The sequence below is a fragment of the Novosphingobium sp. genome (assembly GCF_030699305.1).
GTDB lineage: Bacteria > Pseudomonadota > Alphaproteobacteria > Sphingomonadales > Sphingomonadaceae > Novosphingobium.
In genome coordinates, this window is sequence record NZ_JAUYNB010000010.1 from 436,797 (window position 1) to 452,141 (window position 15,345).

The window sequence follows — 15,345 nt, forward strand, 5'->3', positions numbered from 1 at the left end:
GTGGGTGATCAGGCGGGGCGCTCCTCCATTCGCAGCGCCTTGCCGCGCCGGGTAATCCCGAACCGCTTGAGCGGGCTGGTGCGGTCCGACAGCGTGGTGATCGTGTCGACGGCGATGAATTCGGCCAGTGCGGCGCTGCGGCGCAGCGCCAGCCGGACGTAACCCTGATGCAGGTTGTCGGTCCAGACCACTTCGGGATTGTGCGCCTCGAACGCGCGGTCCAGCTTTTCGGAGAGGTCCGGTGCAAATCCGCTGCCGATGAAATCGCCGGGCGAGGTGATGCCTGCCGTGCCCAGTTCGATCCCGGCCGGACGGCCTGCCGCATCGGCCAGCCGGTTGGCCCAGAAGCTGTGGCTATCCCCGGTCAGGAACACCAGATCGCCCGCCCCGGCCTTGCGGCTGAGCGCATAGAGTCGTTCGCGCGCCCATTCATAGCCGTCCCAGGTGTCGGGATAGAACGGCAGGTTCCACTTGCCTTTCCACGCCAGGATCTTGGCATCGTCGGATGCGCCGGGGGTGGTGAAGGGATCGGGCATCAGGCCCTGAGCGACGACATCGGGCACGCGGGTGCGGGCAATCGGCATCGGGTTGCCGATCAGCCGCCACGGCTGACGCTGCGTGACCGAGCGGCGCAGCGCGGCGTCCAGATCGGCTTCCAGTTCCGCGGCGAGCATCGCGCGGCCGGGGGCATTGATCGCCTCGCGCTCCATCTGCTCGGCATCGGCGCGGCTGGTGAACTTGTCGGCGTAGGGAAGATAATCGACCTGTTCGGCGCGGCCCGTGTGGCGGGTTTCAAGCGTGAACAGCGTGGCCAGATCGCCAAAGCTGTAACCGCGCCAGAACTGCGCGCGGGTCCGGCCAGCCACCGGTTCGCGCACCGGCATCCATTCGAAATAGGCCCGGATCGACGCTTCGCGGCGCGCCGCCCAATCGCCTTCCGTGTCAGGCTGATGGTTCTGCGCGCCGCCGATCCACGGGTTGTTGGCGCTTTCATGGTCATCCCAGCAGGCCAGCAGCGGATGCGCGGCGTGCATCGCCTGGGCGCCGGCATCGGTTTTATACTGCGCATGGCGCGTGCGGTAATCGGCTAGGCTGATGATTTCATGGGCGGGCTGATGAACCCGGCCCAGTTTGCGGGCAGTGTCCGCGCCCCAGCCATCGGCTCCGTATTCGTAAATGTAATCGCCGGTGTGCAGCACGAAATCGACCCCGCTGTCGCGGGCGATGGCGGCGTAGGCGTTGAAGAACCCGAAGGCATAGTTGGAGCAGCTGGCCAGCGCGATGCCGAGCCGGTCAAGCCGTCCGGTCGGCAAAGTGCGGGTGCGCCCGGCGGGCGAGATCATGCCGCCTGCCCGGAACCGGTAATGATAACGCCCGCCCGCGCGCAGCCCGGTGACCAGCACTTTCACGGTGTAGTCCGCATCGCCATGCGCCTCGGCCCGGCCGGATGCGGCGAGCCGTTTGAAATCGGCGTCGTGCGCCACTTCCCATTCGACCGGGGTCGGCACGCTGGCGGTGATCCGGGTCCAGATCACTACGCTGGTGGCATCGGGATCGCCGCTCGCCACGCCGTGCCGGAACAGCCCATGGCTCGCCGGTTCAGCAGCGCGCACCCCGGTTGCGGTCAGCGTCAGCGCAGTGCCAGCGGCAAGGCCGGCCAGCGTCGTGCGGCGGGTGATGGCAAATGCGTCGGTCATGGTCGGCTCCGAAAATTGGCGGCACGCAAGTGGTGCCACGCGAACAGGGACTTGTCAGGCAAAAGGGCGGCAGGCGCGTTTGCACCTGCCGCCCCTTGTTTCACTGCCAAAGCTGGGATCAGAACCCGGCCTTCAGCGTGGCGAAGAACTGCTGCGGCGCGGCGACCAGCAGGGTCTGGCGATCCCCGCTGTTGCCGAACCCGCCCGAACCGATCGTCGCGATATACTGCTTGTTCAGCAGGTTGGTGGCGTTCAGCTGCAGTTCGATCCCGTCGGTCAGGCGATAGCCCAGCGACGCATCGACAATCGCGCGGCCGGGGACCGAGCGATCGTTGGTATAAGTGAAGAACCGCTTCGACATGTAGTTCACACCGATCCGCCCGAACACCGGACCCTGATCATAGCTGAGTTCACCGCGCAGCATGTGCTTGGGGCTGTCGACCACGGTCTTGTCCTTGATCGCGGCCAGCAGCACGCCCGACAGGTTGAACACGTCGTTGCGATACTTTGCATCGGTGTAGCTGTAGGATGCGAACAGGCTCAGCCCGCCGCCCAGCTTCACGTCGCCCGCCGCTTCGAACCCGACCGAGCGGACCGAACCGACGTTCTGCAGCACCGACGGGCTGCCGACGATGCTGGGACCGCTGGCCGCGGCCAGCAGGCGGTTGTGGAAGTTGACCAGGTAAACCCCGATCACCCCGTTGAACACCGGATCGTTGTAACGCGCGCCCAGCTCATACGTGTCCGAGCTTTCCGGCTTGAGCGTGGTGCGGATCGAATCGAACCCGGTCTGGTTGGTCGAGAACGGACCGGCGGTGGTGGCCGATGCGAACGAACGGGTTGCCTGGGTGAACCCGGCGAACACTTCGGCCTGTTCGGTGATCGACAGGGCGATACCGGCGTGCGGCTGGAACCAGTCGGTCGCGTCGATCTTGCCCTGCGGGAAGCTCGCGCGGACGACAGCCGTGGCTTCGTTGGAAACCTTGAAGCCCTTCCAGCCGAAGTTCAGCTTCAGCTGGCCCAGCTTGATCTGGTCTTCGACGGAGTATTGCAGCGTGGTGGTATCGAAATCGAATTCCCACTGGGTGAAGAACGGGTTGGTCGGATATTCGCGGAAATCGCGACCGGCTTCGGTGCGGCTCTTGAAGTCATAGAACCGGCGGGCCTGGTTGAACTTGTTGGTTTCCCACCAGCCGGTGACGGTCAGCGTGTTGTTGTCGGTGGTGTGCTTGACCGAACCGAACAGGCCGCCGCGGTTGATCCGGTATTCGGTCGTGCGCATCGAGATCGGCGTGCCGTTCGGGCTGGCGACATAGGGCGTGGCCCACAGGCCCATGCCGCGATTGTGGTGGTAATAGCCGCGCAGCGCGACGTCGACGTTCTCGCCCAGCGGGCTTTTGATGCCGATGGCCGCAACCGTATCCTTGCGCAGGCCGGCGGCGTCATAATAGGCATCGTCGGCCGAAGTCACGCCGCCCGGATAGACGGTCCCCGCCGCTGCGTTGGAAATCGGCGCGCCGGTTTCACCGCGATTGTTGCCGATATCGGCATAAAGGATCGCGCGGGCATAGTCGGTGTAGGTGTTGTCCCAGTCATGGCCAAGCCGGGTCAGCATGCTGAGCGACATGTCCTGATAGTCCTGCTCGCGCCGGTCGGAATAGCTGAACCATGCGTCCAGCGTGGCCGCGCCGAGCGGGGCCACCAGCTTGGCGTTGACCATGTGCTGGTCCTGCACGCCGCTCCCTTTGTACTTGTCGGTCGAGCCGAAGCCGTACGACACGAACCCGCGCACGCCATCGGCAGTGCCCAGGTTCAGGCGGGCGAAGCCGCGCACCGTGTTCTTGCTGCCATAAGTGGCGTTCACTTGCGCTGCAGCGCGGTCCAGCGGATCGATCGAGAACGATTCGACCGTGCCGCCCAGGTTGTTGGTCGATTGCGTGCTGATCGCGCCCGCACCTTGCGAAACGCGCACGACGCCGATGTTTTCCGGGCTGACGATGCGGCTGATGTGCAGGCCGTTGTGGTTGCCATAGCTCATGTCGCCCAGCGGAATGCCGTCGAAGTTGAAGCCCAGCTGATTCTGGTTGAAGCTGCGGATGGTGACGCGGGTCGACCATTCATAGTTGCCGAACGCGTCAGCCGACTGGATGTTGACGCTGGGCAGCTTTTCGATCGCGCGGATCGGGCTGGTGCCAGGCAGCATGACGGCGATATCGGCCGCCTTCACTTCCTGCACCTGGCGGGTCTCGCCCTTGCCGAACACGACGATCGCATCGGCTTCGGCGACCGTCTCGTCAGCGGCGGGAATGGCGGATTGTGCGAATGCCGGCGCGGCGAAGAACGCGGTGCTGGTCAGCAGGAAAGCAGTCAACTTATGCATGGGTACCCCCGGTTTGAACGTCCGGGGGCGAATAGGCAGCGCCTGTTACAGGGCGATGCGACTTTTGTGAAACTCACGTGACTGAATTGCGATCAACCCGTCGCAGAACTGGCCGGAACGGGCGGGATCAGGCGGATTCGCCTCAATCGACCGCCTCGATCTCCAGCGCCGCCGACTCGCGGTGGAACAGCAAAGCCTGGCCGATTGTTGCTGCCACGGTTTCGGGAGCGAACGGTTTGGTGATCAGATAGGTCGGTTCTGGCCGTTCGCCGGTCAGCAACCGTTCCGGAAATGCCGTGATGAAGATCACCGGCACATCCATCGCCTCCAGAATGTCCTTCACGGCATCGATCCCGCTGGAGCCGTCAGCTAGACTGATGTCCGCCAGCACCAGTTCGGGCCGGGTGGCGTTGGCCAGAGCGGCCGCCTGCGTCCGCGTCCGGGCCACCCCGGCGACGGTATGGCCCAGGTCCTCGACGATCGAGCGCAAGTCCATCGCGATGATCGCCTCATCCTCGATGATCATCACGCGCGATTTGAGGCTGTCGGCAATCGCCTCGCGGGCGGCGTCGATTTCGGCGGCCACATCGGCCACCGGGCAGCCCAGGATTTCCGCCGTCTGGGCAACCGAAAAACCCTCCATCGCGGTCAACAGCAAGGCCTGACGCGGATGCATGGCCAGGTGCCCGACCGGCCCGTCGCCGCCATCGCCCGCAGCAGCACCGGTCCAGTGCCGGTGAAACATGCGGAACAGCTCCTCACGCGGGGGGCAGGCAAGATCAAAATGCTGCGGAGCCGCCAGCACGGTTTGCAGCACATCGCGCACCGCCGCATCGCCACGGGTTTGTGATCCGGTCAGCGCGCGCGCATAACGGCGCAAGTAGGGCAGTTGATGCCCCAGTTCGTCTTTCAGAGACATGTGCACTCCTTGGGTCGGCAACGTAAAAACTGCATCGGTGCAATAAAGTTCCCCCGGCGATGAAACTTTTTGCGTTATCGCTGGTTCTCTCCGCAATTCACACCGCTTTCAGCAGGACTGCATGGCCGACAATCATAATCCGAAAGGCAAGCGAATGCGCCGCATCAATACCGCGTTCGATCCTGTTTCCGCCGCGTTGCAGCAGTTGCACCAGGACGTTGCCAGCGAGGAACTGCCCGAAGACTTCATGCGCATCCTGGACGAGATCGATGCGAAAATTGCCGCCGCGACGAGTCGGCCCTCGCAATGACCGGAGTGTCCGCAGCAGCCGGGCCTCCCAGACCGACCGAAGATGTCGCGCCCCCGCCGGTCACCCCGGCAACGGCGGCTGCCGATCGGCTGTTCCGCGATCAGCTGGTCGCGTTGCTCCCGTCGCTGCGGTCGTTCGCGCGCGGCCTGTGCGGCTGGCGCGACATCGCCGATGACATGGTGCAGGACGCAATGCTGCGCGGCTGGGCGGCGCGGGCCAGTTTCACCCCCGGCACCAATTTCCGCGCGTGGATGTTCATGATCCTGCGCAACCAGTTCTATTCGACCATCCGCCGCGACAAGCGGATGACCAGCTGGGATCCCGAAGTGGCCGAACGGGTGCTGGTCGAGTCTCCTTCGCAGCAGGATGCGATCCACCTGGCCGACGTGTCCCGGGCGTTGCAGCAGTTGCCGCCTGAGCAACGCGAGGTGTTGCTGCTGATCGGTGCAAACGGCGCGACGTATGAGGAAGCGGCTGAAATCATCGGCTGCGCGGTCGGCACGATCAAAAGCCGTCTGGCCCGCGGGCGCAAGGCGCTGGCGCTGCTGATTGATGGTCCGCCCGACGATTCCTGGCTGGACAGGGTGGCCTGACGGATGGATTTCTGGGTCGCCAAATTGCGTGAGCAAGCTGCACAAATTGCCAGCGGAGTCTATGTTGTGGGTTCCCCGGCACTGACCCGCGCACCGGCCGGGCTGGCCGATCTCAGCCGTGATCTGGACGATCTGGCCGGGTTGATCGAACGGCGCGAGGCGGTGTGCAAGGCGCTGACCCATGAAGTCCATCACCGGGTCAAGAACAACCTCCAGATCATCACCAGCCTGCTCAACATGCAATCCAACCGGGCTACCCACCCCGAAGCGCGCGAAGCGCTGGGGCAGACCAGGGCGCGGATCGGTGCGCTCGCGCTGATTCACCGGATCCTGTATGAAGAGGACGATGACGGCAGCATTGCCGCGCTGGACGTCGGGCGGCTGGTGGCTGACCTGTGCGCGCAATTCCGGCTGTGGAACCGCGAACGCGGGGAAGTGACCATGAGCTGTCAGGCCGATCCGCTGCCTATTCTGCTCGACAGCGCGCTGCCGCTGGCCCTGTTCGCCGTGGAGGCGCTGACCAACGCCTATGCCTATGCCTTTCCGGACGGGCGCAGTGGTACGATCCGGATGACGTTCTGCCTGCTGCCCGATGGGCAGGCCAGCTTGCGGGTGGTCGATGACGGGGCGGGGTTCGACAGTTCGACACCTGGCTATTCGATGGGGCGCGAGCTGATGCAGGGCTTTGCGCAGCAATTGGGCGGCACGTTCACGATTGTCAGTTCCCCTGCGACCGGCACCGAAGCGCGGCTGGATTATCCGCAGCTGGCCCGAACCGGGTTGGACCTGAATGGCGCCGGGCCTGCCGGACACGATCTTGCGCCCGGCAGGCCCAGCTGCGTTGCCTAACGGCCGCCGCGCAGGATGACGGACACGATCATGCCATTGACGGTCGATGCCATGACGTAACGGTCGTTGATCTGGCGCCATTCATAGCCGCGCGGGGGCTGGCGCAGGTTATAGCGGCGGTAATCGATCCGGCGCGCATTGCGCCAGTCGTTATAGCCCAGTTGCTGGCCGCGGCCCCAACGGGCCTTGTTGCCGCGATCGCGGCCCCAGCCCAGGTGGCGTCCGTTATCCCAGTGCCCTTTGTCCGCGCGGCTGCCTTGCGGATGCCACTGGCGGTTATCCTGGCGCTGCTGGGTTTCGGCGCGCGGGCTGCGGCTGTTGTCTGACTTTGCGCTGGCAACCGGACTTGCCAGCAGGGCGATCAAGGCCGCCCCGATCATCAGTCGTTTCATGGACATTTCCTGATGGCGCGAACCAGCGCCACGGCGCACGGCGGAATGTCCGCAGTGCCTGTAGAGAACCACCGGGCCATCTGAAAGTTCCGCGCCAGTCAGGCTGTGACGCCAGTCAGCCCCGATGCAGGTCAGGCCCCGATCCCGGTCAGCCTTTGTTGATCGTAACATGCGTTCCGGCGCTGGTGGTCATGGTAGTCACGGTTGCGTCAAGCTGACTGGCCAAAGCCTCGACAATGCCGGTGCCCAGTCCCGGCAGGCTGGATTCCACGTCGGCTGCAAAACCACCCCCGTCGTCTTCGATCCGCAGCGTCCAGCCGGTGTCGGTCGACCGGAACCACACCACGATTGCGCCGCTTGGGCGATTGTCGGTGAATGCGTGTTTCAACGCATTGATGACCAGTTCGGTCACGATCAGCCCCAGGCTGACCGATACGCGCGCATCGACCACGCTGTCATCGACATCGGCGCGCAACGTAAAGTTATCGGTATCGGCGATCATCGATGCGGCAATGCTCTCGCACAGCTCGGCGAAATAGCTGCCCAGCACAACGTCGCCGTCCTGGGTGGTGGCCAGCTGCTTTTGCAGGGTGGCAATCGACATGACCCGGTGGTGCGCATCCTTCAGGTGGTTGCGCGTTTCCTCGGAATTGACCTTGCGGGCGCTTTGCAACAGCACGCTGGCGATGATCTGCAAACTGTTCGCGATCCGGTGCTGCAGTTCCTGCATCAGCATGCGGTTTTCGAGCAGCAATTGATCTTTCTGCCGATTGGCCAGCTGCGCGGCGGTGATATCGGTGATCGCCAGGACGATCCGGGGTTCCCCCACGGCGGCGTCATAATCCAGCTTGTGCGCGCTCAGCACCAGATTGCAGACGGGCTGGCCCGGGCGGACCAGATCCATCTCATAGGCCTCGATCTCGGGGCGTCCGGCCGCAGTGGCCTTCAGCAGCACCAGCAATTGCGGCACATTCCATTCGCCGCCGCCGAGGTCGGCGAAGCGGTCGCGGCCCGGCCCGGTCCGCATCAGGCCGAACCGGCGATAGAACGAAGCGCTGGCCGCCACGACCGTCAGGTCGCCATCCAGCAGCACCAGCGGTGCCTGCGACGAAATGATCAGCGCCATCGCCAGCGTTCCGGCCGAAGCGGTGACTGGGGGATAGGCGCTATTCATGATTGTCCCCTACTTGGTCGGTCAACATACAAAGTGCAAACCGGTCCCGGCTCCGGATTCGTTCCGGTTCTCCCCAAGCCAGCGCACTGCGACCAATGCGGCGTTAAGCCGCTGTATCACGGCGCAACCCGAAGGCTGGCATGCAATCGTCCGGCCTGCGCGATTCGATCCGCAGTCTCGTTCATCAGCCAGAAATAGACCCGCCGCCTCCTGAAAGGAGACGGCGGGTCAGTCGTGTGCCTGCAACGGCAGGGGGATTTGACAATGCAGACACATCACCGGAGGCTGGCGGTTCAGCGTGAACCAATCCGCAGCCGGTTACTGAGGCGATCGATCCGCAGCTGAAGGGCGGCCTCATCACGAATGGAAAGATTGCCGTTGCGATCGTGGCGGCGCGATTTTTCAAGCTTGCGGATGGCCCGCAGCTCACGCTGGGCATAGGTGCGGTTGGCCCGACTGAGCGACCGCTGACCAGCGGCGCTGCGGACATATTCTTCCATCGTGGTCAGCTGAGCCAGGATGCTGCGGCGATCATCGTAGCGGTCGGGCATGCCGGTTTGCGTGCCCGTGCCGATCCAGCGGCCACGGCTGTCGTAATACCCGGTCACGGTCCCGACGTGCCAGCGGCCGTTGCTGTCGTAATAGCCCGGCTGCGGATCGGCGATCCACACGCCGTTGGCATCGCGGCGGCCCTGCACGGTGCCGGCAATCCAGCGGCCGCTGGCGTCGTAATGGCCCGTGGTTACGCCTGCAACCCAGCGCCCGCGCGAATCGTAATACCCGCTCGCCGTGCCGCCGATCCACACGCCCGCGCTGTCATAATAGCCGCTCGACGAAGCCGGGATCCAGCGGTTCTGGCTGTCATAGCTGCCACTGGCGGTGCCGTCATCGCGGTGCGGCACCCAGTTGCGGCGTTCATCGTAATGACCGTTGGGGGTGCCGGGTACCCAGTTGTTGTCGCGATCGTAATAGCCGGTCGCGCGGCCCTGGGTGACCGTGTTGGCGTGCCACATCCCATGGCTGTCGTAATAGCCATAGGCATCGGCGCGGCGGTCCGGCTGGCCATCGGTGCGGGGCACCCAGCGGCCATTGGCATCATGATAACCGCTCGCCGATCCGGGAACCCACTGATCGTTGCGATCATAATAGCCGTTGGCCGATGCCGGAACCCAGCCGCGTTCGCTGTTGTAGTTGTGATCGCCCCAGGCTGAAGGGGGGCTGGGAATCCAGCGATTGTCATCGCCGTAGCGCCCGTTCGGCGGACCTTCGACCCAGTTGCCCGTGCGATCGAAATAGCCGCGCGCAGCGGCAGAGCTGACGCCGGTGGCGTGCCAGCGGTTGGCTTCATCGTAATAGCCATAGGCCTGATTGCAATCGCCTGACGGCTTGGCAATCTGGTTGCCCAGCACCGCTCCGCCGACCGCGCCGATGATCGTGCCGAGCGTCTTGTCGCCCTGACCGGCAATCACATTGCCCAGCACGCCGCCAACGCCGGCTCCGCCAACCGTGGCGATCACGCGGGTCGAGCGCTGGCGCTCGCAGCTGGACTGGGATTGAGCCTGGGCTTCGGCCTGGGTCTGACCCGCTGGACGGTTCCAGTCCTGCGCGATGGCGACAGACGGGATAAGTGCAGCGACGGCAACGCCGGCCGCGAAGAGATGCTTGCGCATGAAACTTTACTCCGTGAACTGGGGAGATCCCCATTTCTCGACAGGTGTAACTACCTGACGAAGCGCTTGTTCCGCCGCCCGGAACAATAATATGTCACCCGTCAAAGCAATGCGGCCAGAAACACAGTCATTGGACTGCGCTCCTGGCCGATTGGCAAAAACTCGGTGTAAAGTATTGCCAATTTTCGTTTATTGCTTGAACCCGGTCAGGCCGGGATCAGAGCTTGTCGCCAGCAGCGCCTTTGATCTCGCCGACCAGCTTCTGAGCCTTGCCGCGGACTTGCTGCTGCGCGCCGTCGACAACCATTTCGGGATTGTCGGTGTGCTTGCCAGCGGCAACCTTGGCCTTGCCAATAGCTTCGTTTGCAGCGCCTTTGGCTTTGTCGATGAATTCACCCATGAAGGTTCTCCTTTGGTCGGCACAAACGCTGTGCGTTCTGCGGATTAAACGGGCGCGGACCGGTTTGGTTCCGCGCCCGGGAAATTACTGTCAGAGCGTGAAGCTGCTGAGCGCACCGATCACGCCGAACACCTGCAACAGCCACAGCACCACGACAATAATGACGACCCCGTTCAGGATGTTTTTGATCTTGCCGTCCATCGGCAGGTAATTGTTGATCAGCCAGAGCAAGACCCCGACAACGATAAGTGCGACCACCACGTTGATGAGCGGCATAACCAAATCTCCTTCGTGCGTGTAACCCCCAATCAGGCAACCCGTCTGATTGTCAAACGGCTGATCGGCCAAAAAGTTCCGACTGGCGCGCAGGCGGCTGATTTTTCGGCCTGGGCAACTGGAACAATCTGTTCTGCCTGCGGTTTACTTGTTCCATTTTCATGGAAAGGTTGGACTATGCGGACCATGCTTCTTGCGCTGTCTTCGGCATCGCTGTTACTCGCCGGTTGCACCGGTTACGATACCAGCAGGCCGGGTGACGACTACCGCAACTATCGTAATTATGACTATGCCCGTCCGGACCCGGCTTATGGCAGCTATGATGCGGCGCGGTATTACCGTGACGGTTCACGCTACCGGGAACGCCAGCTCAACCGCAACGACCGGATCTATCGCGGTAGCGACAACCGGTATTACTGCCGCCGCAGCGACGGCACGACCGGGCTGATCGTCGGCGTACTGGCGGGCGGGGTGCTGGGCAACGTGATCGCGCCGGGCGATTCGAAGCTGCTGGGCACGATCCTGGGTGCTGGCGTCGGTGCGATCATCGGCCGGGCCGTCTCCACCCGCGATGTTCGCTGCCGCTAATCGCGGTCGCAGCAGATAAAACCGGCGCCGGAGTGGATTGCTTCCATTCCGGCGCCGGTTTTGCGTTGGTCACCAAAGGCGGGGATCAGTTGGCGAAGTATGCGGCTGCTCCGGCCAGAAGACGGGCCTGCGCCACGGCATCGGGCAAGCTGGCATAGCGGCCATTGCCAATCACATAGATCGCGCCGCGCACGCGCCGGATCCCATGCCGGTGCAGGGTGCGGGCTTCGCTGGCTGTGGGTTTGCTGGCTGCTGGTTTTCTGGCGGCGGGTTTGCTGGGCATGGGGAGCGGACCTTTCATTCCACCAGCAGGCTCAACAACGCGCTGATCCGGACTGTGGCGACGGTGGAAAACGTGTCGGAAATGGCATAGGGCAGGACGATCCGGTCCCCCAGCTTCATGCCGCCGCAAGTATAGACCACGTTCGGCACATAGCCTTCGCGCTCCGACTGGTCGGGCTGGATCAGCGGCACTTTCGAGCGGGCGATCACGCGGCTTGGATCATCCTTGTCCAGCAGCACTGCCCCGATCGCATAGCGGCGGACCGGGCCGACCCCGTGCGTGAACAGCAGCCACCCTTCATCCAGTTCGATCGGCGATCCGCAATTGCCGATCTGGACGAATTCCCAGGGATACTTCGGTTTCAGGACCGCTTTGCCCAGGCCCCAGTCGTGCACGTTATCGGACATGATCAGGTGCAGGTTTTCGTTATCGTGGCGCGCGATCATGGCATATTGGCCATCGATCTTGCGCGGGAACAGCGCCATGCCCTTGTTGCGCGCGGCCGGGCCGGTCAGCGGGGTCATCCGGAATGACACGAAGTCCTGTGTTTCCAGCAGTTCGGACCGGATTTCGCGCCCGCTATAGGCGGTATAGGTGGCGTAATAGGTGGTCTTGCCCTGATCGCTGAACGCCACGAACCGGGCATCCTCGATCCCGTTGGCCTGCATTTCGGTGACGGGAAAGATCACCCGTTCGGTAATGTCGCCGGTCTGGTCGAACGCCAGTTCCAGATGATCGCCGGTCCGGGCGGTCACTTCCGGAACGCTCGCCAGCCGCGCGGGCGAATCAATCGACACGGTGCCGTCCGCCGCGACCATGCCCGACCGGAAGGTCAGCGAAGATACGTGCCCTTCGCCCACCGCGCGCAGGCTCATCACGAACCGCCCGCAGCCTTCCGGAACACCGGACTGATCCGGGTGCATGATGATGCTGGGATTGAACAGCGCCGCCGCTTCAAAGCTGTATTCGTGCATGAAATAGGCCCCGACCAGCTGGCGTTGCATCGGGGTGAAGCTGTCATGACTGCAAAATGCGTCTTCCATCTCCTCTGCGCGACGTTCGAACTTTGTCAGCAGGTTGCGGTGGCGACCGTCGAAATTGTCGAGCGTTGCGGCCAGCAGGGCTTTTACCTCCGACGCGTCCAGCGCCAGCACCCGCTCGACGATGTGGTTGGCGCGGGTCTTGTCGACGGTGTTGAAATCGCGCGGTTCCACCGCCGGACGGAACGGCCGCACCACCACGCGCGACGGATCGGGCATAAGGTGGAGCGCCTGGCGATTGAAGAACGGGGTGGTGGTCATGGTGCTCCTAGGCTGCCACAGCGGCAGGAATTGCGCGCGGGGTCGGCAAGCGGCCGTCGTTGGTGTCGGTTGCGATTTCGAACCGGCGCAGCGCAGCCAGCCCCAGCAGATAGGACAGCACCGATTCCGCCCCCCGGTTTTCGTTGGCCCGATCCGGGTGCAAGCCGTCGCGGCAGCTGCCGGTGGCGATGTCGACCAGCGGCACGTTCAGATCGTTCGTGCCCAGAAACCAGTCAAACGCACGGCGGGCTTCGGCGCGCCACGGCCCCGCCGCGCCGCTCGCGTGGGCGGCGATGCAGGCGCTGATCGTGGCGGCTGCCTCGACCGGTTGCTGGTCGAACGCCAGCGGCGGGCTGCGATCCAGCATGAAGCCTTGCGATCCGACCGGGCGGAAATGACCCGCCGGGGCGGTCTGGACGGCGAGCAGCCAGCGCAGGCTGCGCAGCCCGGCGTCGGTGATGTGGCTGGCATTGGTGGCCAGCCCGGTGCGGATCAGCGCCTCGCAGATCCGGGCGTTGTCATACGTCAGCCGATCCTCGAACCAGACCCAATCGGCCGATTCGCTCGCCAGAAGCCGGATTTCCAGGCGGCGGGCCAGCTCGGTCCGGACTGCGTCGGCCGCCCTGTCTTCGGGATAGCCCGCACAGTACCGGTCCAGTCCCAGCAGCGTGAACGCCCACGCACGGGGCGAAGTGAAGGTCAGCACCGGCTGCAAGGCTTCACCAAACAGCGCGGCAGCCCAATGCGCGGCGGTCCGATTGGTGCGATGCTGCGCGCAGGCCCCCAGCGCCCACAGCGTGCGGCCGTGGCTGTCTTCCGACCCGGCGGGTTCCAGCCATTGGCGATTGAACCCCATGAAATTGCGGAAGCGGCGGTTGTCGGGATTCCAGCCGTGCTGGATGAATGCGGCAAAGCGTGACGCCAGCGTGTCGGCCAGTTCATTGTGCAGCCCGCTGCCGGGCGTGCAGCACAGCAGCAGCGCGCGCGCGTTGTCATCGATGCAATAGCCGTGATCGCGATCCGGAATGCTGTGGACGGCGTGCTGGAACAACCCGGTATCGTCGCACATCGCCATGAAATGGCGGGTCGATGGTTCCGGCAGTGGCAGTACCGGCAGCGGTTGCGCGGGCTTGGCTGCCAACTGTGCAATGGCCCGCGCGCCTGAGCGGCGTGAGACGCTGCGGAAGCAATCGGCATAGCGCCGCGCGGTGTTGGCCCAGGTCGACGGGCGGCTGGCGGCATAGGCGCGCTGCGCCATTGCGGCGCGCAGCGGCTCATCACTCAGCAGTTTGGTCACGGCTTTGCCCAGGCTGACCGGATCGCCGAACGGCACCAGCACGCCGCTGCCATCGGCCAGCAGCTCTGCCGCGTGCCAATAGGGCGTGGACACCACCGGGCGGCCCAGCCCGTGCGAATAGGCCAGCGTGCCCGATGTCATCTGCGCCGCAACCAGATAGGGCGTGACATAGACATCGCACATCGCGATGTGTTCCAGCAGTTCGGGCCGATCGACAAACCGGTTGAGGAACACCACGTGGTCCTCGATCCCCAGTTTGCGGACACGCTCGATCAGGCTTTCGCGGTAGCTCTCGCCCGCTGTGCGCACCAACTGCGGGTGGGTGGCGCCCATCACCACATAGACCGCATCGGGTGCCGCAGCGATGATCGCGGGCATCGCCTCGATCATCACTTCGATGCCCTTGTTCGGGCTGATCAGGCCGAACGTCAGGATCACCCGGCGACCGGCAAAGCCCAGCCGCTCACGGGCGGCATCGGCCGGTGCGAACCGCACATCCGGGATTCCGTGCGGGATCACGGTGATCCGTTCCGGATCGGCACCATACGTCTCGATCAGGATGTCGCGGCCCTTGCGGGCCATCACGATCACGCGGGCCGAGGCCGCCAGGATCGCGTCCATCACCGCCCGCTGCGCCGCATCGGGCGAATCGAGCACGGTATGGAGCGTCGTCACCAGCGGCACGTTCAGCGCCGAAATCAGGCCCAGCACATGACTGCCTGCAACGCCGCCGAAGATCCCGAATTCATGCTGAAGACAGGCCACATCGAACCCGGCTGCGTTGATATAGTCCGCAGCTTTGCGGTAATCCGCCGGTTCGTTCTGGGCGATTGTGATCCGGACAATCGGCGGATAGCTGTAATCGCCGTCCGGATCGCACATCGCGGCGATGGCGGTGTCGGCCACTTCGGGCAGGGCGCTGACGGCCAGTTCCAGGTCGGTCGTGAACGTGGCAATGCCGCAGCGGCGCGGCAAGGCGTTGCCGATGAACGCTATGCGCAGCGGCTGGAGCACACGGCCATCCTTACCGCTTTCCTTTATTGGAGCGGCCTTGGCCGGAGCGACGCAACGCAGAGAACTGGAAGAATTTCGCGGCGGGCGGTGACAGGATCATGGTCAGCTTTCTGCGCTACAGGAGGATGCCCAATCAACGCGCCAAAAGCGCAAATGTTCCGGTCGGCATTGGCCGCTGGTGGGCGCAGAAGTGGATCAGGGC

Annotated in this window: 15 protein-coding genes; 4 read left to right on the plus strand and 11 right to left on the minus strand. The window is 64.1% G+C overall.

The genetic code is table 11. From position 1 onward, the window contains the following. Nucleotides 1-8: 8 nt before the first annotated feature. The 3 genes from Q8Q53_RS04875 to Q8Q53_RS04885 form a co-directional block, all read right to left on the minus strand. On the minus strand, nt 9-1,697 hold the full coding sequence (locus tag Q8Q53_RS04875; RefSeq protein WP_305700623.1) for an alkaline phosphatase: 1,689 nt from the start codon (nt 1,695-1,697) through the stop codon (nt 9-11). 118 nt (nt 1,698-1,815) lie between these two features. Then, nucleotides 1,816-4,077: a TonB-dependent receptor domain-containing protein gene (locus Q8Q53_RS04880; RefSeq protein WP_305700624.1), complete on the minus strand. Its 2,262-nt coding sequence runs from the start codon at nt 4,075-4,077 to the stop codon at nt 1,816-1,818. Nucleotides 4,078-4,219: 142 nt separating this feature from the next. Continuing rightward, nucleotides 4,220-4,996, minus strand: coding sequence for a response regulator (locus Q8Q53_RS04885; protein WP_305700625.1), 777 nt, complete (start codon nt 4,994-4,996; stop codon nt 4,220-4,222). A gap of 154 nt (nt 4,997-5,150) precedes the next feature. Here Q8Q53_RS04885 and Q8Q53_RS04890 point away from each other — a divergent pair, with 154 nt between their 5' ends. The 3 genes from Q8Q53_RS04890 to Q8Q53_RS04900 all read left to right on the plus strand — a co-directional run bounded on the left by Q8Q53_RS04890 (nt 5,151) and on the right by Q8Q53_RS04900 (nt 6,748). After that, complete coding sequence (locus Q8Q53_RS04890) at nt 5,151-5,306, plus strand: hypothetical protein (RefSeq protein WP_305700626.1); 156 nt, start codon at nt 5,151-5,153, stop codon at nt 5,304-5,306. Between the two features lie 5 nt (nt 5,307-5,311). Further along, complete coding sequence (locus Q8Q53_RS04895; protein ID WP_305700627.1) at nt 5,312-5,899, plus strand: sigma-70 family RNA polymerase sigma factor; 588 nt, start codon at nt 5,312-5,314, stop codon at nt 5,897-5,899. Nucleotides 5,900-5,965: 66 nt separating this feature from the next. Beyond that, nucleotides 5,966-6,748 (plus strand): sensor histidine kinase, encoded by a 783-nt coding sequence (locus tag Q8Q53_RS04900; RefSeq protein ID WP_305700628.1) that lies wholly within the window; start codon nt 5,966-5,968, stop codon nt 6,746-6,748. Here the strand turns inward: Q8Q53_RS04900 and Q8Q53_RS04905 are convergent. The 5 genes from Q8Q53_RS04905 to Q8Q53_RS04925 form a co-directional block, all read right to left on the minus strand. Next, a complete protein-coding gene (locus tag Q8Q53_RS04905) occupies nt 6,745-7,140 on the minus strand; it encodes an RcnB family protein (protein WP_305700629.1) in 396 nt (131 codons plus the stop codon). The genes Q8Q53_RS04900 and Q8Q53_RS04905 overlap by 4 nt on opposite strands. Nucleotides 7,141-7,288: 148 nt before the next feature. Beyond that, nucleotides 7,289-8,314 carry a sensor histidine kinase gene (locus Q8Q53_RS04910; protein ID WP_305700630.1) on the minus strand — a complete coding sequence of 342 codons (1,026 nt, stop codon included), beginning with the start codon at nt 8,312-8,314 and terminating at the stop codon, nt 7,289-7,291. Nucleotides 8,315-8,607: 293 nt separating this feature from the next. Then, nucleotides 8,608-9,984, minus strand: coding sequence for a glycine zipper 2TM domain-containing protein (locus Q8Q53_RS16265; protein ID WP_371136507.1), 1,377 nt, complete (start codon nt 9,982-9,984; stop codon nt 8,608-8,610). Nucleotides 9,985-10,201: 217 nt separating this feature from the next. Then, entirely contained in the window at nt 10,202-10,384 is a 183-nt protein-coding gene (locus Q8Q53_RS04920) for a CsbD family protein (protein WP_305700631.1), read from the minus strand. 90 nt (nt 10,385-10,474) lie between these two features. Beyond that, on the minus strand, nt 10,475-10,660 hold the full coding sequence (locus Q8Q53_RS04925; protein ID WP_305700632.1) for a Thivi_2564 family membrane protein: 186 nt from the start codon (nt 10,658-10,660) through the stop codon (nt 10,475-10,477). 177 nt (nt 10,661-10,837) lie between these two features. Between Q8Q53_RS04925 and Q8Q53_RS04930 the strand changes: the two genes are divergently transcribed. Further along, the gene (locus tag Q8Q53_RS04930; RefSeq protein ID WP_305700633.1) at nt 10,838-11,248 is read left to right on the plus strand and encodes a glycine zipper 2TM domain-containing protein; all 411 of its coding nucleotides are present in this window, start codon (nt 10,838-10,840) and stop codon (nt 11,246-11,248) included. 85 nt (nt 11,249-11,333) lie between these two features. Here Q8Q53_RS04930 and Q8Q53_RS04935 read toward each other — a convergent pair whose 3' ends face one another. From Q8Q53_RS04935 to Q8Q53_RS04945, 3 genes are read right to left on the minus strand one after another with little or no spacing between them, the layout of a single operon-like run. Continuing rightward, nucleotides 11,334-11,531, minus strand: coding sequence for a hypothetical protein (locus Q8Q53_RS04935; RefSeq protein WP_305700634.1), 198 nt, complete (start codon nt 11,529-11,531; stop codon nt 11,334-11,336). A gap of 14 nt (nt 11,532-11,545) precedes the next feature. Then, nucleotides 11,546-12,832 (minus strand): glycoside hydrolase family 130 protein, encoded by a 1,287-nt coding sequence (locus tag Q8Q53_RS04940; RefSeq protein WP_305700635.1) that lies wholly within the window; start codon nt 12,830-12,832, stop codon nt 11,546-11,548. Between the two features lie 7 nt (nt 12,833-12,839). Continuing rightward, the gene (locus Q8Q53_RS04945) at nt 12,840-15,143 is read right to left on the minus strand and encodes a glycosyltransferase family 4 protein (RefSeq protein ID WP_305700636.1); all 2,304 of its coding nucleotides are present in this window, start codon (nt 15,141-15,143) and stop codon (nt 12,840-12,842) included. Between the last annotated feature and the right edge of the window lie 202 nt (nt 15,144-15,345).

What these genes read in the sequence shown, in the direction of transcription:
- Q8Q53_RS04875 (WP_305700623.1), bottom strand. Translation starts at nt 1,697, where the DNA reads ATGACCGACGCATTTGCCATCACCCGCCGCACGACGCTGGCCGGCCTT.
- Q8Q53_RS04880 (WP_305700624.1), bottom strand. Translation starts at nt 4,077, where the DNA reads ATGCATAAGTTGACTGCTTTCCTGCTGACCAGCACCGCGTTCTTCGCC.
- Q8Q53_RS04885 (WP_305700625.1), bottom strand. Translation starts at nt 4,996, where the DNA reads ATGTCTCTGAAAGACGAACTGGGGCATCAACTGCCCTACTTGCGCCGT.
- Q8Q53_RS04890 (WP_305700626.1), top strand. Translation starts at nt 5,151, where the DNA reads ATGCGCCGCATCAATACCGCGTTCGATCCTGTTTCCGCCGCGTTGCAG.
- Q8Q53_RS04905 (WP_305700629.1), bottom strand. Translation starts at nt 7,140, where the DNA reads ATGAAACGACTGATGATCGGGGCGGCCTTGATCGCCCTGCTGGCAAGT.
- Q8Q53_RS04910 (WP_305700630.1), bottom strand. Translation starts at nt 8,314, where the DNA reads ATGAATAGCGCCTATCCCCCAGTCACCGCTTCGGCCGGAACGCTGGCG.
- Q8Q53_RS16265 (WP_371136507.1), bottom strand. Translation starts at nt 9,984, where the DNA reads ATGCGCAAGCATCTCTTCGCGGCCGGCGTTGCCGTCGCTGCACTTATC.
- Q8Q53_RS04920 (WP_305700631.1), bottom strand. Translation starts at nt 10,384, where the DNA reads ATGGGTGAATTCATCGACAAAGCCAAAGGCGCTGCAAACGAAGCTATT.
- Q8Q53_RS04925 (WP_305700632.1), bottom strand. Translation starts at nt 10,660, where the DNA reads ATGCCGCTCATCAACGTGGTGGTCGCACTTATCGTTGTCGGGGTCTTG.
- Q8Q53_RS04930 (WP_305700633.1), top strand. Translation starts at nt 10,838, where the DNA reads ATGCGGACCATGCTTCTTGCGCTGTCTTCGGCATCGCTGTTACTCGCC.
- Q8Q53_RS04935 (WP_305700634.1), bottom strand. Translation starts at nt 11,531, where the DNA reads ATGCCCAGCAAACCCGCCGCCAGAAAACCAGCAGCCAGCAAACCCACA.
- Q8Q53_RS04940 (WP_305700635.1), bottom strand. Translation starts at nt 12,832, where the DNA reads ATGACCACCACCCCGTTCTTCAATCGCCAGGCGCTCCACCTTATGCCC.